The following is a 21,336-nucleotide window of genomic DNA, read 5'->3' on the forward strand; positions in this document are numbered from 1 at the left end:
GGCAGAAGATCGTCATGGACGTCGATACCGGGATCGATGATTCACTCGCGCTGCTCTACCTGCTCGCCTCCCCGGAGGCCGAGATCGTGGGAATCGCCGCCACCGCGGGCAATGTGCCCGCACCGCAGGTGGCGGCGAACAATCTCGCCTGGCTGGATGTGTGCCGAGCACCCCATATCGAGGTCGCGCTGGGCGCCGCGGACCCGCTCGCGATCCCGCTGCGCACCACCGAGGACACACATGGGCCGCAGGGTGTCGGTTATGCGCAACTGCCGCCATCGGCCCGGCCGATCTCGTCCCGGTCGGCGGCCCAGATGTGGGTCGATCTGGTGCGCGGGGCTCCCGGCGAGATCATCGGACTCTGCACTGGACCGCTGACGAATCTGGCGCTCGCAGTCCGCCTCGAACCACGGCTACCGCTGCTGCTGCGGCGGCTGGTGATCATGGGCGGAGCCTTCAATCACCCCGGCAACACCACCCCGACCAATGAATGGAATGTGCACGTGGATCCGGAGGCGGCCAAGGAGGTCTTCGATGCCTTCTCCGCCGCCCCCGCCGATCGGCGGCCGATCGTGTGCGCGCTCGATATCACCGAGAGCATCGAGATGCGGCCCAAACATGTGGCGCAACTCGCCGAACGCGCGGGCAGCCTGCCCGTGGAGATGGTTTCGGAGACCGACCCGCCGGAGGCCAGGTCGGCCACGAGCAATCCGATCGTGCGGTACTTCACCGATGCGGTCCGGTTCTACTTCGACTTCCACAAGCTCTACGACCAGGGCTACCTCGCGCATATGCATGATCCGTTCGCGGCGGCGGTCGCGCTGGATCCGGCGCTTGCCACTACTCGACCGGCCACCGTCGATGTCGAACTCGTCGGCGCCATCACCCGGGCAACCACCGTGGCGGACTGGGTGGGCATGTGGGGCCGAGAACCCAACGCCGACATCGTGGTCGGCACCGACCCGGAGGTGTTCTTCGAACGATTGATCACCAGGGTCGGTGACTTCGCCCGCTCGGTCTACCCGCAGGAGGCTGCTCCATGATCGGCGACAGCGACGACAATACCTACCTGACCGATTTCCGCACCCGGCTCGAACTGCCCGGAATCATCGACGTCCATACGCATTTCATGCCGGAGCAGGTCATGGCCAAGGTGTGGGCATACTTCGATTCGGCCGGTCCGCTGGTCGGCCGGGAGTGGCCGATCGCCTACCGCGATGATGAGCAGGTCCGGTTGAAGACATTGCGCGACTTCGGTGTTCGCGCGTTCACCGCACTGGTGTATCCGCACAAGCCGGATATGGCGGCGTGGCTCAACGAATGGACCGCCGACTTCGCCGAACGCACCCCGGACTGCCTGCACACGGCGACGTTCTATCCCGAACATTACGCCGACAGTTACGTCGAGGCGGCGATCGAGCGGGGTGCCCGGGTGTTCAAGGTGCATGTGCAGGTCGGCGACTTCCATCCCGGTGATCCGCTGCTGAATCCGGTGTGGGGCATGATCGAGGACGCCGGAATACCGGTGCTGATCCACTGCGGCTCCGGACCCGTGCCCGGCGAGTACACCGGACCGGAGCCCATTGCCGGTCTGCTGCAACGCTATCCGCGGTTGAAGCTGATCATCGCGCATATGGGCACGCCCGAGTATTCCGAATTCCTGGATCTGGCAGAGGAATATCCGGGCGTGCACCTGGACACGACCATGGTGTGGACCGATTTCACCGAGGCCACGGCCCCCTTTCCGGTCGCCGAGCACGACAGGCTGCATTCTTTGAGCGAGCGCATTTTGTTCGGTAGCGATTTTCCGAACATCCCCTACTCGTACGGACATTCGATCTTCGCACTGGAACGCTTGGAGCTGGGTGATTCTTGGCTGCAGCAGGTGTGCTATCGAAATGCCGCAGGGCTCTTCGGAATCGCGTGATGCTCACATCGAGACGACGGTGAATCTGATCTGCCGGTGCGCGGGCCACTCTGCCGCGTCGAGCAACGCGACGGCGAAATCCGCCATGGAAATCGCTGAGACGCCGTCGGCATTCGTCAGCAGTTCGTCCAGGCCGAGCCGGTAGGTGCCGATTCGCCGACCCGGCACGAGTTCGGCGGGCGGGCTCGAGTACGTCCAGTCGGCGGCGATTTCGACGCGCCAGATGGCGAGTTGATCGAACGCGGCCTCGTCACTCGCGACCACCCTGCGCACCCTCCTCGAGGCCCACGGCCATTCGGTGTGACGCGCTGGGCAGTGATGAACCCGCAGCGGCGTTGCCGCGAGCTCAGCCGTCGAAGGCGTCGAGAAGCTGCTCGGCGGCTAATGCGGCGGTCAATGTACCGTCGCGTACCTGCTTTTCCACTTGCGCGCGAATGGCTTTGACGTTCGGGTTCTCCGCGAGGCGGCGCAGTAGTTGGTCGTGCACCATGGTCCAGGTCCAGTCGACCTGTTGGCGGCGGCGCTTTTCGGCGAATTCACCCGCCTCGGTGAGTACCCGGCGGTGTTGGAGTACGGTGTCCCAGAACTTGTCCAGCCCATGGCCTTCGAGGCCGCTCATAGTGAGCACCGGTGGGCGCCAGAGCGCGTCGTGCGGATGGATGAGGCGCAGTGCCCCGGCCAATTCGCGGGCCGCGGACTTGGCCTCGATCTCGTGCTTGCCGTCGGCTTTGTTCACCGCGACCAGGTCGGCGAGTTCCAGGACGCCTTTCTTGATGCCCTGCAGCTGATCCCCGGTGCGGGCCAGGGTCAGGAAGCAGAATACGTCGACCATATTCGCGACCGTCACTTCGGACTGGCCGACGCCGACGGTCTCCACCAGGATCACGTCGTAGCCCGCGGCCTCCAGCAGCACGATGGTCTCGCGGGTCGCCTTGGCGACACCCCCGAGGGTGCCCGCCGTCGGCGAGGGACGGATATAGGCGTTGCGCTCCAATGCCAGTCGCGCCATGCGCGTCTTGTCACCGAGGATGGAGCCGCCGGTTCGGGTGGAGGACGGGTCGACGGCCAGCACCGCGACCCGATGCCCCTTGCCGATCAGATCCATGCCGAGCGCATCGATGAACGTCGACTTGCCGACGCCGGGAACACCGGTGATGCCGACACGATTCGAGGTGACCGTATCGGTGGGCGGGGTCAGTTTCAGCAGCAGTTGCTGCGCCAGCTCCCGATGATCGGCCCTGGTCGACTCGACCAGAGTGATGGCCCGCGCCAAGGCGGCCCGCTCCTGGGAGCGAACCGCCTGCGCGAGTGCGTCTACATCGATTACACGCTGACGCCCGCCCGTCGCCCGACCACCACCCACCATGGGATCGCTGCGCGATGCTGAAGTCATTGGCTGCTGCCGCCACCGATCTCATGACCGAGCTCGCCGGCCAACTTCTTCAGCAGATCGATCGCGGCATCGGCGATCACTGTGCCGGGCGGGAAGATCGCCGCCGCACCCGCCGCATACAGCTCCTCGAAGTCACCCGGCGGGATGACGCCACCGACGATGACCATGATGTCGGGACGTCCGACATCGGCCAGTGCCTGCCGCAGCGCGGGCACCAGCGTGAGGTGGCCGGCCGCCAGTGAGGACACACCGACGACGTGCACGTCGTTGTCGGCCGCCTGCTGCGCCACCTCTTCCGGGGTCTGGAACAGCGGGCCCACATCGACGTCGAACCCGAGGTCGGCGAAGGCCGTGGCGATCACCTTCTGACCTCGGTCGTGCCCGTCCTGGCCCATCTTGGCGACCAGGATGCGCGGCCGCCGCCCCTCCGCGTCGGCGAATTCTTCGACGAGTTCGATCGCCTTGCTGATATTGGTCACCTTTCCGGCCTCGTCGCGGTACACACCGGCGAGCGTACGGATCTCGGCCTGGTGGCGGCCGTACACCTTTTCCAGTGCATCGGAGATCTCACCGACGGTGGCCTTGGCGCGCGCCGCATTGATGGCCAGCGCGAGCAGGTTGTTCGCCATGCCACCCTCGGAAGAGCCTGCGGCACGGGTCAATTCGGCCAGTGCCCGCTCCACCTCGGCCGAATCACGTTCGGCGCGAAGCCGGTTCAGCTTCTCGATCTGCTCGGCGCGCACCCGCGAATTCTCGACCTTGAGGACCTCGACCTGCTGATCCTCTTCGACCTGGTACTTGTTCACGCCGATCACCGGTTGCTGGCCGGTGTCGATGCGCGCCTGGGTGCGGGCGGCGGCCTCCTCGATGCGCAGCTTCGGGATGCCCTCGCCGATCGCCTGCGCCATACCACCGTGCGCCTCGACCTCGGCGATATGCGCGCGGGCGCGGTTGGCCAGCTGGTGGGTGAGCCATTCCACGTAATACGAACCGCCCCATGGGTCGATCGGCCGCGTGGTGTTGGACTCCTGCTGGATCAGCAGCTGGGTATTGCGGGCGATGCGCGCGGAGAAGTCCGTCGGCAGAGCCAGCGCCTCGTCGAGGGCGTTGGTGTGCAGCGACTGGGTGTGGCCCTGAGTGGCGGCCATCGCCTCGATGCAGGTGCGCGCCACGTTGTTGTACGCGTCCTGCGCGGTCAGCGACCAACCGGAGGTCTGCGAATGCGTTCGCAGCGATAGCGATTTCGCGCTCTTGGGCTCGAACTTCGCCACCAGCTCGCTCCAGAGCAGCCGTCCCGCACGGAGTTTGGCGACCTCCATGAAGAAGTTCATGCCGATGGCCCAGAAGAACGACAGGCGTGGCGCGAACTTGTCGACCTCCATACCCGCGGCGATACCCGCGCGGATGTACTCGACACCGTCGGCGAGAGTGTAGGCCAACTCCAGATCGGCCGTGGCTCCGGCCTCCTGGATGTGGTAGCCGGAGATGGAGATCGAGTTGAACTTCGGCATCTTCGCGCTGGTGTAGGCGAAGATATCGGAGATGATCCGCATCGAGGGCTTGGGCGGGTAGATGTAGGTGTTACGGACCATGAACTCCTTCAGAATGTCGTTCTGAATGGTTCCGGCCAGCTGTTCCGGTGCGACGCCCTGCTCCTCGGCCGCGACCACATACAGCGCGAGGATCGGCAGCACCGCACCGTTCATGGTCATCGACACCGAGACCTGATCCAGCGGAATGTGATCGAAGAGCTGACGCATGTCGAGGATGGAATCGATAGCGACACCGGCCATCCCGACATCACCCTGGACGCGCGGGTGGTCGGAGTCGTAGCCGCGGTGCGTGGCCAGGTCGAAGGCGACCGACAGACCCTTCTGGCCCGCCTGCAGGTTGCGGCGATAGAAGGCATTCGAATCCGCGGCGGTGGAGAAACCCGCGTACTGGCGAATGGTCCACGGCTGGTTCACATACATCGTCGGGTACGGACCACGCAGGAACGGCGCGACGCCGGGCACGCTGTCGAGCGGATAGCCTTCGGCCGCAATGGCATCGCGGTCGGCCTTGGTGAAAACCGGTCGCACGTCGATACCTTCGGGCGTCGACCACACCAACTGTTCGGGGGTGTAGTTGTTCGCCTCGGCCGCGGCACGCACGAAGGCGTCGACCTGTGCTGAGTCGACGGCGGCGGATTCGGCCGGACGTTCGGACAGCGGCACCTCGGCGAAACTGCCGATCCGGTGCTCGATGCCGCCGGGTTCGTCGATTTCGCCCGGCTTGTCGATATGACTCAATGTCATCAGGCTCCCACCTTCTCCAGCAGGTCGGACAGTGCGGCCACCGCATCGATGCGGGCCGCGAGATAACCGTCGGGGCGCTGCGCGTCGCTCAGGTCGGCGACGGCTTTTTCCGCACCGGCCAGCAGCACCGTCCCGATCCCGGCGGCACGCAACTGCTCGACCGCCGGCCCCGCCTGCTCGGCGTAACGCTTGTCCGAACCACATAATACGGCGATCGCGGCACCGGATTCGGTTGCCGCCGTACCGATTCCGGCCACTTCCAGGGGACCGGGGTTGATCGACTCGATACCGCCCGAGGCCAACAGGTTCGCGATGAAAGTGACTCGAACATTGTGTTCGGCCACCGTGCCGAGCGGCACCAGCAGCGCACGTGGTCGCGCCCCCTTGGCCGCGAGGTAGGCGTCCGAGCGGTTGCGCAGCGTCTCGAAGGCGGCGCCGTAGCGCACCACCTGTCCGGGCTGACGCGCGGCCTCCGATAGCGGCTGTTCGGCCAGGTTCGGGAATTCGTTGACACCGGTGACCGCCGTCTTGCGGTGTGCCACATCCGCATCCCGGGCCGACCGGGTCGCGGCGATCCGCTCGGCGAGCAGGCCGGTGTCCAACGCGGCCGGATAACCGCCCGCGGCCTCGAGCTCCTGCATGAACTCCCACGCCTTGGCGGCGAGCGCGGCGGTGAGATCCTCGACGTACCAGGAACCGGCACCCGGATCCTGCACATGCCCCAGATGCGACTCCTCGAGCAGCAGCAGCTGCGTATTGCGAGCCATGCGATTCGCGAACGACTTCGACACGCCGAGCTCGCCGGGCGGCAGCGCAGAATCGAAGGGCAGCACCGTAACCGTGTCCGCTCCACCGACTCCCGCGCCGAAAGCCGCGAGCGTGGTGCGCAGCATATTCACCCATGGGTCGCGCTGGGTCATCATCGCCGCGGAGGTCACCGCATGCTGCGGTGCGTCACCGAATGCGGGCGCGCCGCACACATGCGCTACGCGGGCCCAGAGCTGGCGGGCCGCGCGGAATTTCGCGATGGTGGCGAACTGGTCGTCGGTCGCGGCGAAGCGGAACTCCAACTGCTCGAAGGCATCCGCGATGTCCTGGCCGTCTTCGGTGAGTGCGCGCAGGTAGGCCAGACCGGCCGCCACCGCCGCACCGAGCTCCTGCGCGTCCGAGGCACCCGCATCGTGAAAGACGGTGCCGTCCACCGTGATGGCGCGCACGGTCTCGGGTCGCTGCACCGCCTGACCGGCCAGGGCGATCGCCTCCGCCAGTTCGACATCGGCGGTTCCGGCGAAGCGACTGGTGAGCGGGGCCGCACCCAGCGCGACTCGAATTTCGGTCCGGTCCGCTACCTGGTAACCGTCGAGTTGTGCGAAGACCTGTTGTGCCGCTGCGGAAACCGCATCACCAGCGGCGAGTGTCAGCGGTGCGAGTTCGAACAGCAGACCCGAGAGTGCCGCGGGCAGTTCGGCCACCGGCACACCGCGCTCGCCTGCACCGAGCCACAGTGCACTGATCCCGTTCTCCAGCGTGGCCAAGATCTCGCGATTCGCCGCAGCGCCATCGGCCGCGCCGATGAAAGTGCTGACATACCAGCCGCGCCGCACATCCCTGGTGGCGTCCCGGCCACGGACGAACGGATATTCGCCCGGTAGCGGCAGTTCGGGCCGCTCATCCCCGCGGGTGTACAGCGGGGCGATGGTCAGACCGTCATAGGTCTGTTCCTCGAGCAGCTTTTCTGGCTCCTCCGGAAGTTCGGCGACGTCGACCCTGCGGGCCTTCGCCAGTACCCCCGCCACGCCCTTGCGCCATGCGGCGTAATCAGGCACCGGCTCTGAAGCAATCGGCATAGCTGCTGTTCCTCTTCTCCTCGACGCACACCCTCGTGTGCGCCCGAAACCGTTGCATTCGCCCAGCTCAGCGAGCACATCGGTTAACGAGCATTCGTGCCGTTCCTTCGATGCTAGCGGCAGCTGCGCAGGCGGTTGTCCGTGGCCGCCACTACCAACCGGTAACCTGGCGCGGTGCTCAGGCTCATTCGGGACCCACGCATCCTCGCCCTGCTCGTCGGCGGCGCGGTGCTGTTCATCGCGGCCATGCTGGTCCCGCTGCCGACACCGCAGCAGATGCAGGACTGGGCCACCTCGGTCGGCCCGATCTTCCCGCTGCTGTTCTTCGTGGTCCACGCGCTGGTCACGGTGGCTCCGGTCCCGCGGACCGTACTGACGGTCAGCGCGGGCGTCCTGTTCGGACCCGCACTCGGCATTGTCCTGGCCGCCTCGGCAACCACGGTCAGCGCGGCCCTGGCGATTCTGCTCGTCCGCGCGCTGGACCGAGAGCGCGTCGCCGCCCATCTCACCCATCCGGCGGTGCGCTCCATCGATGAACGCCTCGAACGCCGGGGCTGGCTCGCGGTCGGATCGCTGCGCCTGATCGCCTTCGCCCCGTTCTCGGTGATCAATTACTGCTGCGCCCTCTCCTCGATCCGCTTCTGGCCCTATCTGATCGCCACCGTCATCGGCATCCTCCCGGGAACCGTCGGCACCGTCATCCTGGGCGATGCCCTCACCGGACATACCCACCCCGGCATGCTCGTAGTCTCCGGGGTGCTCATCGCCATCGGCATCATCGGTTTGATCGTCGACGCGCGCTGGTCGCAAACCCACGAAGCGGATCTCGAGACCGCCCAGGTCGCCGTGTCCGACTGACGCACCGGCGTTGCCTGGGCAGCGCATGCACGCCGTGCGTCGATTCCGGTTTGCGGTTGCGTGCGGAGGGCTAATCCGCAACAGCAACGACCGCTCGAAGGGAGGTGACGAACGATGGTGGTACACGCAGTCGAACCAGGGCCGAACGGCAATAACCACGACAACTGGAATCAAGACCCCCGCGAAGATCTAGCCGACGACGTCATCCGACCGTGGGGCCGCTGACACGCTAATCGACGGTCAACTCGATCGGGATGGCGAAGACATCGACCATCGCGCCGTTGCGCAATACCGTCACCGGCATCGAGACCCCGATGGCGTCGCCGAAGAGTTGGCGTTGTATGCCTTGGGCGTCGGCCACTTGCGAGCGGGCGACGCTGAGTACGAGGTCGCCGCGGCGCAGCCCCGCGTGATCGGCGGGGCCGCCGCGGACGACCTCGACAATGCGGACACCGGCATGTTGGCCGGTGCGGGCGGCGACGGCTGCGGGCAGTGGGGCCGGAACGCCGACCAGGCCGAGGTAGGCGCGGCGCACGCGGCCGTCTTTCAGCAGGGTATTGATGATGCGGCGAGTGGTGGCATTGATCGGGATCGCGAGACCGGGTCCGACGCCCGCGACCGCCGTATTGACACCGACTACCCGTCCCGATGAATCGGCAAGTGCGCCACCGGAATTGCCCGGGTTCAGGGCGGCATCGGTTTGGATCACATCCTCGATCACGCGACCGGCTCGGCGAGAGGCGACCGGGACAGCTCGCCCCAGCGCGCTCACCACGCCCGCGGTTACGGAGCCCGCCAACCCCAGCGGGCTCCCGACCGCCACCACCAGTTGGCCGACCACCAGCTTGTCGGCATCGCCGAGTACCACCGCACCCGGCGCACCGGCACGGGCGCGCAGCACGGCGAGATCGGAGAGCGGATCGATGCCGACGACGTCGATGCGTGATTCCACACCGTCCGCGAACACCACATCGCCGCTGCTCGTCGAGCCGACCACATGCGCATTGGTGAGCAGGAATCCGTCATCGGTGAAGACCACCGCGGATCCGCTCCCCCGCCGGGTTCGCACACTCGCAACATGCGGGGTGACCGACGCCGCCACGGCGATGACCGAACGTGAGTACGCGTCCATCGCCGACTCATCGAGATCGTGTCGCCGTGTGGCGTCTTCCGGACCCGACAACGGGATCGACTCGTCGTCCACGCTGACCACCATCCTGCTCATCAGGCGCGCACTCGATATCTAGGCCGCCCTCTCCAGCATCCTCCGCTGGGCCCTGCGCTGCAGGGTGTTCGCCGCAGGCGCAACCGGATTCATCCGACGTTCACCAACGCCGAGGCAGCGCGTTCATGCGGATCCGCGCATAGGCCTACCCAAGTCGCCTGAGACGGTCGCGCGGCAGTGTCGCTCACCCACGGCATAGAGCCCATCGAGGCGCGCTGGGACCCGAGCAGACTGCGCGAGCACAATTGTTGCCGCCCGCGCACAGTGTCAACGGACGGACCTCCCCTGCTACGAATTCGCCTACGCCCCCGGTACGCGATCCAGGAAGCCGTGCACACCGATGATCCGTCCGTCCTCGGCGAGGGTGATCACATCCGTCCCGGCGACCGGCGCGCTCCCGTCGGCCGCGACCAGCTCCCAAGAGAACCGGGCGGTGTCGTGGTGTCCGTCGACCGCACCGAGCTGCCGGAATTCGAAGCCGGGGAACTGCTGGTGCACGCCCCCGATGGCGGCGCTGAGTTGCTCGTGCCCGGCGACATCGGCCAGCGGATCGGTGTAGAAACCGTCCTCGCGCCATGCCGCGGCCACCGCCTTCGCCCGCGCCTCGTCATCGATGGCATTCCACGCCGTGAAGTAGCGCCGTACCGCGTCCTCATACTGAGACATAGCGAATCATCCTCTGCTGGAAGGTATTTCGGTCCTCCGCCGGAAAGCTCCAGCGGATACCTCAACCTTGCCCGCTACCGATCGCGGAGTCGATTACGCGCGAGGTAAGGATCATCGCGCGAACCACCGCGGCCACTGGTGGCCGCGTTCCCACACCGTGTCCCCGGCGACCACGACCAGGTCACAGATCTCCGTGACCGCGCGCCGCGACGCCCAGATGTGCTCTCTGCTCGGCACGATGACCGCATGCGCACCGCAGCGCACGATGGCCGCGAGCAGCCGTGCGACCGGATCACCCTGCGGACCCACCTTCATCGAGACCAACTCGTATCCCATACGAGCCGCGCAGGTGCGGGTGGCCCGCAGATCGTGATCCACCATCGATCCCGAAATATCCCACCGTACGAACCCGATCGCCCAAGGTTTGATCGCCACCCCGTTGCCAAGTGACCCCGTTTCGCTTGCCAACCGCCCGACGCCCTCCCATGGTTCCGACCTGCTCATGTCACCAACCCTGTCTGCCAGCACCCACCCAGAACAGTAGAAAAGCGGCCCGGCGCGGCACCATGGTTTTGCGGGGATTTGCGGAAGTTGTTGACCCATATGGCGCTGACCGGTGACGATTGTGTGCAGCCAGCGCAATGCCCACGCGAGACGAGGCCACTCTGATGCGTATACAACTGCTCGGCGGACCCACCAACAACACCGGCTCGCCCCGGCTCTGGATCGATGAGGATCGACATCTGTATCTCGTGCAGGGCTACCGGGTAGCCCATGACGCAAACCGCGTCGAAATACCGCATATGCTGCTCGGCTGGCTGCAGCCCGGCACGTATATCGGCGCTCCGCTGCTCGATTCGGGGCACGGTTCCTTCACTCTCGCCGGACAGCCGATCACCGATCCGGATGCCCTGGCGCACATGCGGATTCCCGAGCACGAGACCGCAGTCGCGGTCCCGGTCGGACAGAGCCCGTGGGAATGGTAATGCAATGCTCTTCTACACCATCGAGGAAACCAACGATCTCATCCGCGAAACCCGCGGCGACGCTTTCCATCTCGAGGTGTCCGATGATCACTCCCAGGTCTCCGACGAGACCGAACCGATGCGCCGCGTGCTCGCAGGCCTACCGCCGTTCGAGCAGGAGTCCTATCCGCCGTCGTGGCGGGCCTGGGAGGAGCTCACCAGCGAGGTCGCCGGACGCGGCGTGCCGATTCGGCGCGTGCGGGTGGTCTCGGAGCCGCTCACCGACTACGTTCGATTCCTGCACGCGCTCACCGATCGCAATCAGCGCTACGGCGAGGATATCCGCTGGCTGCCAAGGCATCTCGCCGATCCCGCAGAATACACCGCTGACGAATGGTGGCTGCTCGACGCGACGGTCGCCTTTACGATCTTCACCAAGACCGGCGATCTGGCGGGGGCCGCGGTGACTACCGACCCCGTGCTGGTCGCACGCTGTACGACAGTACGAGATACACTGTGGAACAAAGCAATTCCGCACCACGACTACATGCCCGGCGGGCGGAGTGGATGACCGGTGTCGAGCAGTCCCGGCAAGCCTTCGGGGCACGCTTACGTGAACTGCGCAAGGCCGCACATCTGACCGGTGTGCAGCTCGCCGCCGAAGCGGGCTGGCATTCGGCCAAGGTGTCGCGCATCGAACACGGTAAACAAACGCCGAGCGATAGCGATCTGGCCCAGTGGTGCCGACTGTGCGGCGCCGAACTGCTGCTGCCGGACCTGCGTGCGGCACTGGCGAATATCGAGGCGCTCTGGCAGGAGTGGCGGCGCATCGCGGCGACCGGGCATGCCCAGCAGCAGCGCCGCCGCATCGAGTTGGAGGCACGCGCCACCACCATCCGCAATTACGAGAACGCGGTCGTTCCCGGCCTATTGCAGACCGAACCCTATGCCAGGGCGGTACTCGAGTCCTGTATCGATTTCGTCGGCGGTATCGACGATATCGACCGCGCGGTAGCGGCACGAATTGCGCGCCAACGGATTCTGCACCACGGCACCCATCGGATCAGCATCCTGCTGGCCGAACAGGCGCTCTACACCACTGTCGGCGATAACGAGGTGATGGCCGGTCAGCTCGAACGGCTCATCGATCTGATGCCGCTGCCCCGACTCGGGCTCGGCATAATTCCTCGGACGGCGGATTTCCTTTACACCACAACATGTTTCGTATTGCTCGACAAACGCATCGCGGAGGTCGAGACCATCTCAGCGGGTCTCACCATCACCCAACCGCGGGAACTCGCGTATTACGAGAAGACCTGGGCGGCGCTGCACCGACAGGCTCGGTACGGTGAAGCCGCCCGAGCCATCATCACCGATGCGCTGAAACTGCGGTTGACGCAGCTGTAGTCGACGGTAGTCACAGTGCCGCACGGAGTTTTGCGGCATTCTCGTAATCGCGCTGCCATTCGGGGCCGGTCGGGGCGAGGATGACGCGTTCGACACCGGCGTCCCGGTGCGCGGCGAGCAGCTCGACGGCGGCCGAATGATCAGTGGGCAGTACCGGCGCGACCACGGTAACCGCGGGCACAGGTCGATCGAATTGTGCTGCCAGTGTGCGCAATTCGTCGAAATCAGCCGTCAACTGGGCCAGGCCGGGCTGCAGCGTGATCCAGCCGTCGGCGTATTCGGCCGCCCGCCGCCGCGCCCGAGTCCCATTGCCCGCCACCAGGACCGGTGGCATCGCCGATCCGGGGGCCAGCGCCACATCGACGCCGTTGACCGTGGCCGTCGCACCGGTGACGAGGTCGGGCAGCACCCGCAGTGCCTCATCGGTGCGCCGACCACGGTTCTCGAACGTCGTACCGGCCGCGCGCCAACCGATATCGCCGTGTGCCGGATTCCCGGTGCCGACGCCGAGCAGCAGCCGGTTGCCCGATACGTACTGCAGTGTGCTGATCTGCTTGGCTGCCCAAGCCACCGGGCGCAGTGCGAGCAGCATGACGTTGTAGCCGACTCGAATCCGGTCGGTGACGGCGGCCGCGGTTGCGAGCGTCACGGTGCTGTCCAACATGGGCGCGCTCGCCACGAGATGGTCGGTGGACCATACCGATTCGAGGTCGAGTTGTTCGGCGATGCGGGCGGCGGCCCGCACATCGCCGAGGATCGGGTGGGCCGGATCGGGAGTGGAGGTCGGAAGGATCACGCCGATGTCGAAGGTCATGGGCACAACGTTAGGAACAAATCGTGAGCGTTCCAATGGCTCGATCGCTCACCCCCATGCCCGCAACGCTCATTCCGTCGTGGCCGCCTCGGCGGGTTTGCGATGCAAGCCCTTTCGGTCGTAGTACAGAGTCACCACCGCGCCGACAACGAGGCCGATACCCAAACCGAGCACCGCCATCCAGCTACCGCGCGCGAGCCCGGCGGCACCGCCGGCATTGAAGTAGAGGATGGCGCGCACCCCGAGAAAGACCTGGTGCATGGGTTCGAAGGTGGCCAGCCATTCGAAGTACGTCGGCGTCGCCTCGATGGGCACGCTACCTCCCGAGGAGGGCAGGCCGAGCACGATGAACAGGATCAAATTGACCAGCAGACCCGCGGTGCCGAGCGCGGCCAGCACCGACAGCGCGGTCACCCCGACCGCGACGATCGCGAGCACGCAATACAGGAACAGTGCGAGCGGATGATCGAGCGGCACATCCAATGCCGCTGCGACACCGAGGAATACCGCGGAGACGATCGGGGCGGTGACGATGAGGATGGCCCACTTCAACAGCAGGGTACGGAAGCGGGAGATCGGCGCGGTCGGATAGTGCACGTACCACGGGCCGTACTCGGTGGGGGCGAAACCGAGGGCGGAATCGGTCATCGCGTGGATGATCATCGCACCGGTGAATCCGGCGAGCAGCACCATGATCGTATAGAAGAACGCGGACAAACCCTGTCCAGTTCCGTCGGGCAGCGGCCGATACGGATCGACCACCACCTGGATCGGATGGGCGAGCATCAATTGGCTGGCACCGGCAAGCTGTGGCGCCTGGCCGCCCCCGGCAGGTTGCAGCTGGGTCTGCACGGTGTCGGTGAGTTGTTTGCCGACGGTCTCCTGGATGCGAAGCAGCGCCTGATCGGCAATCCGTTGCATGACCCCGGTGGCGAAACTGCCGGCCCGGGGGTTCGTGTGCACCGTGATGATCGGCTGTTCGACCTTGCCCGGCACCACACCGGCCGCGCCGAGGATGGCCAGCCGCTTGGTGAAGTCACTGGGGATGACGATCGCGCCGTAGACCTTGCCCTGGCGCAGTTGCCGTTGCGCCTCGGCGAATCCGAGGATCCGCAGGTCGATCTTATCGGCGGGCAGGTTCGCGACGAGTGCGTCGGTGATCTGATTGCCGACATTGGTGGGCTTGCCGCCCAGGGTATCGCCGTCGTCCTGATTGACCAGCGCGACAGGGAAATCGTGCAAATTCTTGCTCGGATTGACTACGTACGCCAAATACATCGTGGCCAGTAGCGACATGAGCAGGGTGACCACGGCGATCGGGGCGATCCAGGCCCGTGGCCGCAGATGGCGGGCGGCGGTTGCGGCAGTCGTCATGGGCGCACGGTAATCCGTCGCGGCGGTATTTCGGTACCGATCCGGCGCGGGTCGGTGGCTGCTCACACCGCGGGACCGGCACCCATCACCGAGACCGCGGTCACAATCTCGGCGCAGCCAGCCTTTGCGTTCGATGTAGACCAGCGGGTTCACCGCGGCCACCAAGGTCATCAGTGTGGCGGCGAGAAAGCCGTGCTCCCATTCCAATTCGGGCAATGCTTCCGTACGTCCAGTGGCCGCGCTCGCCACGATGCACTGGCGAGCGCCTTTTGGCGGGGCATCCCGCTGACTACATGCGTTCGGGGGCGGCGATGCCCAGGAGGCCAAGTCCGTGCGCTAGCGTCCGGGCGGTCGAATCGCACAGTGCGAGACGGTTTTTCCGTACCTGGTCGGGCGCGGTGAGGACGGGGCAGGTCTCGTAGAAAGACGTGAAGTCGCGTGCGAGAGCATAGAGGTAGCCACACAATCGATGAGGTTCGAGAATGGCCGCGACCTCGACGACAACCGTGCCGTAGGCGTCGAGTTCGAGCGCCAGTGCCCGCTCCGCGGGTGCGAGTGCGATGGTCGGATCGATCCGCACGTCGCGATCGTGCGCTTTGCGCAGGATGGACCGGATCCTGGCGTGCGCGTATTGCAGATAGACGCTGGTATTGCCGTTCAATGCGACCATGCGGTCCAGGTCGAAGGTGTAGTCCTTGACCCGGGATGTGGACAAGTCGGCGTATTTGACCGCGCCGATTCCGGTCGGTTCGGCGATCGCGTCGAGTTCGGCGGCTGACAGTTCCGGATTCCGTTCGGCGACAACGGCTCTGGCCTTCACCACCGCCTCGTTGAGGAGGTCGGTCAGTCGGACCGTGCCGCCCGCACGGGTTTTGAATGGCCGCCCATCCGGACCGAGCACAGTGCCGTATGCGATGTGTTCGGCCTCGATGCCACCGGTCGACCAACCGGCCCGCCGGGCAGCTTCGAAGATCAGCCGAAAGTGCAAGGCCTGACGGGAATCGGTGACATACAGCAGCCGTTCGGCACGCAGGGTCTGCACCCGGTACCGGATAGTCGCCAAATCCGTTGTGTCGTAGCCATATCCGCCGCCCCGCTTGCGCACCATCAGCGGCACCGGCTGGCCGTCAGGGCCATCGACCTCTTCGGAGAATACGACCAGAGCGCCGTCGCTCTCGACGGCGATCCCCTTCTCGACCAGTTCGGCAATGATGTCGGCCAGCATCGGGTTGTAGAACGACTCGCCGACATAATCGTCCGCCGTCAGCAGCACACCGAGCCGATCGTAGATCTCACCGAACGCCCGCTCCGATTCAGCGACGATCTCCCGCCACCGCCGCAAGGTTGCCTCATCGCCGGATTGCAGCGCCACCACCCGAGCCCTGGCCCGCTCCGCGAATGCCGGATCACCGTCGAACTCGGTCCGCGCCGCCTTGTATAGCCGGTCCAATGCCGAAACCGCCGACGAATCGCCGCTCAGCTCATCATGCCGCCAGCGCACCTCCGGATGCTCATCCAGATATTGGATCAGCATCCCGAACTGAGTCCCCCAGTCCCCCAGGTGATTCTGCCGAATCACCGCCGCCCCGAGAAAGGCCAGCACCCGCGCGATGCAGTCGCCGATAACCGTCGTGCGCAGATGCCCGACATGCATTTCCTTGGCGATATTAGGGGCCGAATAGTCGACCACTGTCCGCCGACCGCGCTCGAAATCCGGTACGCCCAAGCGATCGCCAGCTAGACGCGCCGAAACCTGTTCCCACACAGCATGGTCCGACACCGCGAGGTTGAGGAATCCCGGACCGGAGACCGTCACCGCGTCGAGCAGCGCATCATCCGAATCCAATGCCGCGACCAATTCAGCTGCGAACTCAGCGGGCCGCACCCGCACCCGGTTCGCCACCGCAAGCGCGACGTTCGACTGGAAATCCGCACGCTCGGAGCGTCGCACCACCGGATCGGTCCCCACCAGCTCCGGACGAGCGCGACCGATCGCCTCCGCCACGGCCCCGGCAACCCGATCGAGCAGCGGCAACACCCCAGAATCAGCCACGCGCAATCCCTCCTGTCCTTGTGGACCGTGAGTATTGCAGCGCACCCGGTGCCAGGCCGAACCATTTTTCCGCCGCGGACAACGGCACCATCGTCTGGCGCGTCCAAAACCATTCCCACACAACAACACTCGACCCCTGCGCCATCGCGCTCCAACTGGCAACGCTCACCATCGATCTCGCGCCGTAGCCAGCGAATAAATCACCCCGGACCTCGACAAAAGATCCGGGGTGTCCACGGTTTACTGCGACGGCGGCTGCCAGGACTGTCCCTGCGGCCCGTCCGGGCGGAATGGGGGCTGGTGCGGTGGAATCTGCTGCGGCGGGATCTCCTGCCGTGCTGGCATTACCGGCTGGTGCGGGTAGGGCTGGGTTCGGGTGACCGGAGTCGCCACGCCCTCCACCGATGCCCGCGCATCGGCCTCCGCGGCACGCACCGCCTGTTCGATGGCCGGATCGCGGGCCGTATCGAACCAGCCCTCGACATCGGAATCGTCCTCCGGCTTACTCTCCACATCGTCGGCCGGGGCGGGCTCGTAGCGGAATACGCCGTCCTCGCCCTTGGTCGCGAAGTTCTGGGCGAAGCCCTCGAGCGCCTTGCCGAAATCGCTCGGCACCAGCCACACCTTATTCGAGTCACCACGCGCGACCAGCGGCAGGGTCTGCATGTACTGGTAGGCAAGCAGTTCCGGCGTCGGCTTACCGGATTTGATTGCGGCGAAAACCTTTTCGATGGCCTTGGCCTGTCCCTGCGCGTTCAGGTAGGCCGCGGCACGCTCGCCCTGGGCGCGTAGAATCCGGCTCTGCCGTTCACCCTCGGCCGCCAGGATCGAGGACTGCTTGGCACCCTCGGCGGACAGGATCTGCGCCTGCTTGGCGCCCTCGGCCGTCTTGATCTGCGATTCGCGGGTGCCCTCCGCGGTGAGGATCATGGCGCGCTTCTCGCGGTCGGCCTTCATCTGCTTCTCCATCGACTCCTGGATCGATGGCGGCGGGTCGATGCTCTTGAGCTCGACCCGGGCGACGCGCAGTCCCCACCGTCCGGTCGCCTCGTCGAGCACCCCGCGCAGCTGACCATTGATCTGATCGCGGGAGGTCAGCGTCTGCTCCAAGGTCATACCACCGACCACATTGCGCAGGGTGGTCACCGTGAGCTGCTCGACGGCCGCGATGTAGTTGCTGATCTCGTAGACCGCCGCCTGCGGGCTCGTCACCTGGAAGTACACGACGGTGTCGATATGCAGGGTCAGATTGTCCTCGGTGATCACCGGCTGCGGTGGGAAGGACACCACCCGCTCGCGCAGGTCGACCTTCGCCCGAATCCGGTCGGCGAAGGGCACCAGAAACGTCAACTGACCCGAGACGGTGCGCGAATATCGTCCGAGTCGCTCGATGACGGCCGCCTCCGCCTGTGGCACCAGGGCGATCGATTTGAAGACCACCACCACGACCAACAGCACCAGCACGGCGGCAACGATGAGCACAGCCATTTACGGCTCCTTCCAGACGACGGCCGTCGCGCCGTCGATCTTCATGACGTACACCGTGGTTCCCTTCGGATACTCGATCGTCGAATCGAATGGCCGCGCGGTCCACTCTTCGCCACCGATTTTGACCAGGCCGCTGTGCGCGCCGACCGATTCCAACACCAGCGCCTGCTTACCCGGCAGCGCGTCGACATTCGTCGGGATCGGCGGCGGAGTTCCGAAGCGGCGCCGCAGAACTGGCCGCACCCCGAGCAGTAGCACCAGCGCCAGCACCGCGAAGATCACCGCGTCGGCGACCAGCCCGGTATCGGCCACGGCACTGACACCCGCGGTTCCGAGCGCGGCGACGCCCAACATCAGCAGCGTGAGGTCCCCGGTGAGCATCTCCGCGGCCGCGAGCAGCAGGCCCGCGACCAGCCAAACGATTGCGGTCACAGACACACTGTAGTGGCCCGAACCACTTCTGTGGCGCGACAGACCCAAGATCAGCGGCGGCAGTTCGGCGCGCCCCATGGCGCACTCCCCAGCCGTCTGAATCGAAACGACTGTGCGTCCGCTGATTTCGATCGCAATCGGGACACCACCACGATCCGCTGAACCAATCCGGCTGCGCACGCAACAACATCGCGTACGAAGGACGAGAAACCTGGCATGTTATCGATCCGGACGCGCCGATGGCCCGTACCGTCGTCCGCGACCGCCGCAACCACAGGCTCGACCTGCGCGAATTCAGCGCGTGCGGCCCATCCCTCGTCGTGCACGCCGGCACGAATACAGCGCATGATCGACGAAACCGGATTGGACGCCCGGGCGATCGCGGACGACACCATCGTCTATCGAGTGCGCGACGGAGCCTCTGGTCCGTTGTCTGGTCAACGAGCTCATCGCACGTTCCGGGGACGAATACGATCCGATCGATGCGACCACGGATGTACCCGGCGCGATCTGCCAGCGGCTCAATCGCCGCGGCGATACCGATAAGCAGGTCGAGCACAGCTGCTATGTCACCTATAAGCGCTATGTCGCGAACGTCAACAGCGATAACGGAGCCGATGTTCGGCAGAAGGTGGCGGCGCAATACGCGCTGTTCGCCCACAGTCTGTAACCGGCACGCCAACTCGCTTGCGCCGCAACCCGAACCGGCGGTGCTAGCTTCGAGCAGGTGAGTGGGCGTGACTTATATGGCGGAGACATCTTCTCCGGACATTCGCGATCGAAGAAGCGAAGCGTGCCGACGGTCGTGGCCGAACGCGATCTCGTGGTGGAGGATGCGGCGACCGGATTCTGTGGTGCCGTGATCGGATTCGATCGCAGCTATGACGGCGAATTCGTCAAGTTGGAGGATGCGCGCGGTGCGGTGCGGTTGTTCGCATTGCGCGAGGCGGCGTTCCTGATCGACGGTGCGCCCGTCACTCTGGTCCGGCCCGAAGCCGCGGCACCCAAGAAGCCGACCAGGTCGGCGTCGGGTTCGACTCGGGTGGATGGGCTGCGCGCGCAGGTCGCGAAGACGAGCCGGATCTGGGTGGAGGGCGTCCACGATGCCGCGCTGGTGGAGCGGGTCTGGGGACACGATCTGCGGGTCGAGGGCGTGGTTGTCGAACATCTCGAGGGTTTGGACAATCTGGCCGAGCGGCTGACCGAGTTCGCGCCCGGACCGGGGCGGCGCGTCGGTGTGCTGGTCGACCATCTGGTCACCGGTTCGAAAGAAACCCAGCTGACCACCGGTCTCGGCAAGTATGTGCTGGTCACCGGGCATCCGTATATCGACGTGTGGCAGGCCGTGCGCCCGGCCGCGATCGGCATCGCGGCGTGGCCGGAGGTGCCGCGCGGCGAGGATTGGAAGACCGGCATCTGCCGTCGGCTCGGCTGGGGCACACCGCAGCAGGGATGGCGCCGGGTCTACAACGCCGTCGAATCCTTCCGCGATCTGGAATCCCCCCTGATCGGCGCGGTGGAGCGACTCATCGACTTCGTCACCGAACCGGAGTGATCATCGTTATCGGGTCCAATCGCTGAAATCATGTCCCACTCCGCGGAATTCGGCCTGCACGCCCACGACCGCGGCGCACTCGCTGTTCCAGTACTCGCGGTACCGGGCGGCGGATCGATGCGCGCAGCTCACCGGGGTATCCGGCATGGACGCCCCCGAGCCGCGACCCTCCTTTATGCTCGATAATTATGTGCTCTCCTAGTGCCACGCTGACGGTGTGGGCCGGCTCCTGGCTGGCCGGTTGCAGCGCGCCCGACGACATCCTCGAGGCGTTGTACGCCTGGGCACCGCGGCACACCATCGCCGCGGGCGATCCACTGACCGGCGGTCGCGACGACCTGCCGTGGTCCTCCCGCGACAATCTGTCCGGCACCGGAGTCATGGCGCTGCTCAAGGTGATTCGCGAGGCGATGGCACAACCCGGTGCGCAGTTGCGCTTGGTGCTGCCGGTGCCCGGCGATGTGCGCGGACTGCCCACCGGAACCGCCTTCGGCGCGGATGCGATCGAGGCGGGCGAGGGACTGCTGTTCGGTGTGCCAGGCGAGGAGGGCACGGGACTGATCCCACAGTGGGCCGATGACGACACCCTGCAGTGGACCGTCTACAGCACCCAGATTCCGGCCGCGCCCGGCCCGGATATGTCGCTCGGCGAGGCGGAATACACGATGCGCGAAGCGGTGCGCGATGCCGCCGACGCCCTCATGCGCCTGCACACCACCGCCGCTGGCGCGACCATCGACGCCGACCCACGCGAACTCATCGAGGCCGAGCTCGCGGATTACTCCCGCCACGACTATCCGGATTCGATCCCGTTGCGCGCCAGGCGAATCCTCGACAGCGCCGACCACGTCGCCGCGATCCTCACTGTTGCCCAACGCGAACCGGCATCCTCCCCCACCTCCGCCACCGCTACCGGCGCCCAGGAGGACCTCCTGCGCCCACTGTGGGATGCGATCCGCGCTGCCCGGTTGGTGGCAGTGCACGCCGCCGCCCGAGGCAATTCGTAAGGCACTTCGTTCGACGCATAAGGCGGCC

General features: G+C 65.9%; 20 protein-coding genes. 8 read left to right on the plus strand and 12 right to left on the minus strand.

The genetic code is table 11. From position 1 onward, the window contains the following. Nucleotides 1-14: 14 nt before the first annotated feature. Together ACIBJI_RS05430 and ACIBJI_RS05435 are read left to right on the plus strand one after the other, a co-directional pair. Entirely contained in the window at nucleotides 15-1,043 is a 1,029-nt protein-coding gene (locus tag ACIBJI_RS05430; protein WP_397083726.1) for a nucleoside hydrolase, read from the plus strand. Beyond that, nucleotides 1,040-1,927 carry an amidohydrolase family protein gene (locus ACIBJI_RS05435; protein WP_396955132.1) on the plus strand — a complete coding sequence of 296 codons (888 nt, stop codon included), beginning with the start codon at nucleotides 1,040-1,042 and terminating at the stop codon, nucleotides 1,925-1,927. Before ACIBJI_RS05430 ends, ACIBJI_RS05435 begins: the two co-directional genes overlap by 4 nt. A 3-nt stretch (nucleotides 1,928-1,930) precedes the next feature. On the opposite strand, the gene ACIBJI_RS05440 is transcribed toward ACIBJI_RS05435, so the two are convergent. The 4 genes from ACIBJI_RS05440 to ACIBJI_RS05455 form a co-directional block, all read right to left on the minus strand. Continuing rightward, nucleotides 1,931-2,191, minus strand: coding sequence for a hypothetical protein (locus tag ACIBJI_RS05440; protein ID WP_364340492.1), 261 nt, complete (start codon nucleotides 2,189-2,191; stop codon nucleotides 1,931-1,933). An 82-nt stretch (nucleotides 2,192-2,273) separates the two neighbouring features. Further along, complete coding sequence (gene meaB, locus ACIBJI_RS05445) at nucleotides 2,274-3,293, minus strand: methylmalonyl Co-A mutase-associated GTPase MeaB (RefSeq protein WP_364340730.1); 1,020 nt, start codon at nucleotides 3,291-3,293, stop codon at nucleotides 2,274-2,276. Nucleotides 3,294-3,316: 23 nt separating this feature from the next. Next, a complete protein-coding gene (gene scpA, locus ACIBJI_RS05450; RefSeq protein WP_364340489.1) occupies nucleotides 3,317-5,617 on the minus strand; it encodes a methylmalonyl-CoA mutase in 2,301 nt (766 codons plus the stop codon). Beyond that, nucleotides 5,617-7,464, minus strand: coding sequence for a methylmalonyl-CoA mutase family protein (locus ACIBJI_RS05455; RefSeq protein WP_397083160.1), 1,848 nt, complete (start codon nucleotides 7,462-7,464; stop codon nucleotides 5,617-5,619). The genes scpA and ACIBJI_RS05455 overlap by 1 nt, the downstream gene beginning before the upstream one ends. 174 nt (nucleotides 7,465-7,638) lie before the next feature. On the opposite strand from ACIBJI_RS05455, the gene ACIBJI_RS05460 reads away from it, so the two are divergent. Next, complete coding sequence (locus ACIBJI_RS05460; RefSeq protein ID WP_397083162.1) at nucleotides 7,639-8,322, plus strand: TVP38/TMEM64 family protein; 684 nt, start codon at nucleotides 7,639-7,641, stop codon at nucleotides 8,320-8,322. 229 nt (nucleotides 8,323-8,551) lie between these two features. Here ACIBJI_RS05460 and ACIBJI_RS05465 read toward each other — a convergent pair whose 3' ends face one another. From ACIBJI_RS05465 to ACIBJI_RS05475, 3 genes are all read right to left on the minus strand, one after another. Beyond that, entirely contained in the window at nucleotides 8,552-9,454 is a 903-nt protein-coding gene (locus tag ACIBJI_RS05465) for a S1C family serine protease (protein WP_397083729.1), read from the minus strand. Between the two features lie 393 nt (nucleotides 9,455-9,847). Then, nucleotides 9,848-10,213, minus strand: a complete 366-nt coding sequence (locus ACIBJI_RS05470) for a nuclear transport factor 2 family protein (protein WP_396955128.1) — start codon at nucleotides 10,211-10,213, stop codon at nucleotides 9,848-9,850. Between the two features lie 111 nt (nucleotides 10,214-10,324). Continuing rightward, a complete protein-coding gene (locus ACIBJI_RS05475) occupies nucleotides 10,325-10,717 on the minus strand; it encodes a hypothetical protein (protein ID WP_364340480.1) in 393 nt (130 codons plus the stop codon). A gap of 164 nt (nucleotides 10,718-10,881) precedes the next feature. Here ACIBJI_RS05475 and ACIBJI_RS05480 point away from each other — a divergent pair, with 164 nt between their 5' ends. Genes ACIBJI_RS05480 through ACIBJI_RS05490 form a run of 3 tightly spaced genes read left to right on the plus strand, consistent with a single transcriptional unit; the run spans nucleotide 10,882 to nucleotide 12,585 of the window. Beyond that, on the plus strand, nucleotides 10,882-11,199 hold the full coding sequence (locus tag ACIBJI_RS05480) for a hypothetical protein (RefSeq protein ID WP_040691888.1): 318 nt from the start codon (nucleotides 10,882-10,884) through the stop codon (nucleotides 11,197-11,199). Between the two features lie 4 nt (nucleotides 11,200-11,203). After that, nucleotides 11,204-11,749, plus strand: coding sequence for a DUF6879 family protein (locus ACIBJI_RS05485; RefSeq protein ID WP_364340477.1), 546 nt, complete (start codon nucleotides 11,204-11,206; stop codon nucleotides 11,747-11,749). Beyond that, nucleotides 11,746-12,585 (plus strand): helix-turn-helix transcriptional regulator, encoded by an 840-nt coding sequence (locus tag ACIBJI_RS05490; RefSeq protein ID WP_364340475.1) that lies wholly within the window; start codon nucleotides 11,746-11,748, stop codon nucleotides 12,583-12,585. The genes ACIBJI_RS05485 and ACIBJI_RS05490 overlap by 4 nt, the downstream gene beginning before the upstream one ends. Nucleotides 12,586-12,595: 10 nt before the next feature. On the opposite strand, the gene ACIBJI_RS05495 is transcribed toward ACIBJI_RS05490, so the two are convergent. The 5 genes from ACIBJI_RS05495 to ACIBJI_RS05515 form a co-directional block, all read right to left on the minus strand. Beyond that, nucleotides 12,596-13,399 carry an LLM class flavin-dependent oxidoreductase gene (locus ACIBJI_RS05495; RefSeq protein ID WP_397083164.1) on the minus strand — a complete coding sequence of 268 codons (804 nt, stop codon included), beginning with the start codon at nucleotides 13,397-13,399 and terminating at the stop codon, nucleotides 12,596-12,598. A gap of 69 nt (nucleotides 13,400-13,468) precedes the next feature. Further along, nucleotides 13,469-14,773, minus strand: a complete 1,305-nt coding sequence (locus ACIBJI_RS05500) for a YhgE/Pip domain-containing protein (protein WP_397083167.1) — start codon at nucleotides 14,771-14,773, stop codon at nucleotides 13,469-13,471. 289 nt (nucleotides 14,774-15,062) lie between these two features. Then, nucleotides 15,063-16,826, minus strand: coding sequence for an arginine--tRNA ligase (argS, locus tag ACIBJI_RS05505; protein ID WP_397083169.1), 1,764 nt, complete (start codon nucleotides 16,824-16,826; stop codon nucleotides 15,063-15,065). A 240-nt stretch (nucleotides 16,827-17,066) separates the two neighbouring features. After that, nucleotides 17,067-18,314 (minus strand): SPFH domain-containing protein, encoded by a 1,248-nt coding sequence (locus tag ACIBJI_RS05510; RefSeq protein ID WP_397083171.1) that lies wholly within the window; start codon nucleotides 18,312-18,314, stop codon nucleotides 17,067-17,069. Next, nucleotides 18,315-18,746 (minus strand): NfeD family protein, encoded by a 432-nt coding sequence (locus ACIBJI_RS05515; RefSeq protein ID WP_364340465.1) that lies wholly within the window; start codon nucleotides 18,744-18,746, stop codon nucleotides 18,315-18,317. 727 nt (nucleotides 18,747-19,473) lie between these two features. Here ACIBJI_RS05515 and ACIBJI_RS05520 point away from each other — a divergent pair. After that, nucleotides 19,474-20,301 (plus strand): DUF3097 domain-containing protein, encoded by an 828-nt coding sequence (locus ACIBJI_RS05520; RefSeq protein WP_364340463.1) that lies wholly within the window; start codon nucleotides 19,474-19,476, stop codon nucleotides 20,299-20,301. A 188-nt stretch (nucleotides 20,302-20,489) separates the two neighbouring features. Further along, nucleotides 20,490-21,308, plus strand: coding sequence for a hypothetical protein (locus ACIBJI_RS05525; protein WP_364340461.1), 819 nt, complete (start codon nucleotides 20,490-20,492; stop codon nucleotides 21,306-21,308). Nucleotides 21,309-21,336: the final 28 nt, after the last annotated feature.

It is taken from the genome of Nocardia sp. NPDC050408 (genome assembly GCF_044458905.1).
In the GTDB taxonomy this organism is placed as follows: domain Bacteria; phylum Actinomycetota; class Actinomycetes; order Mycobacteriales; family Mycobacteriaceae; genus Nocardia.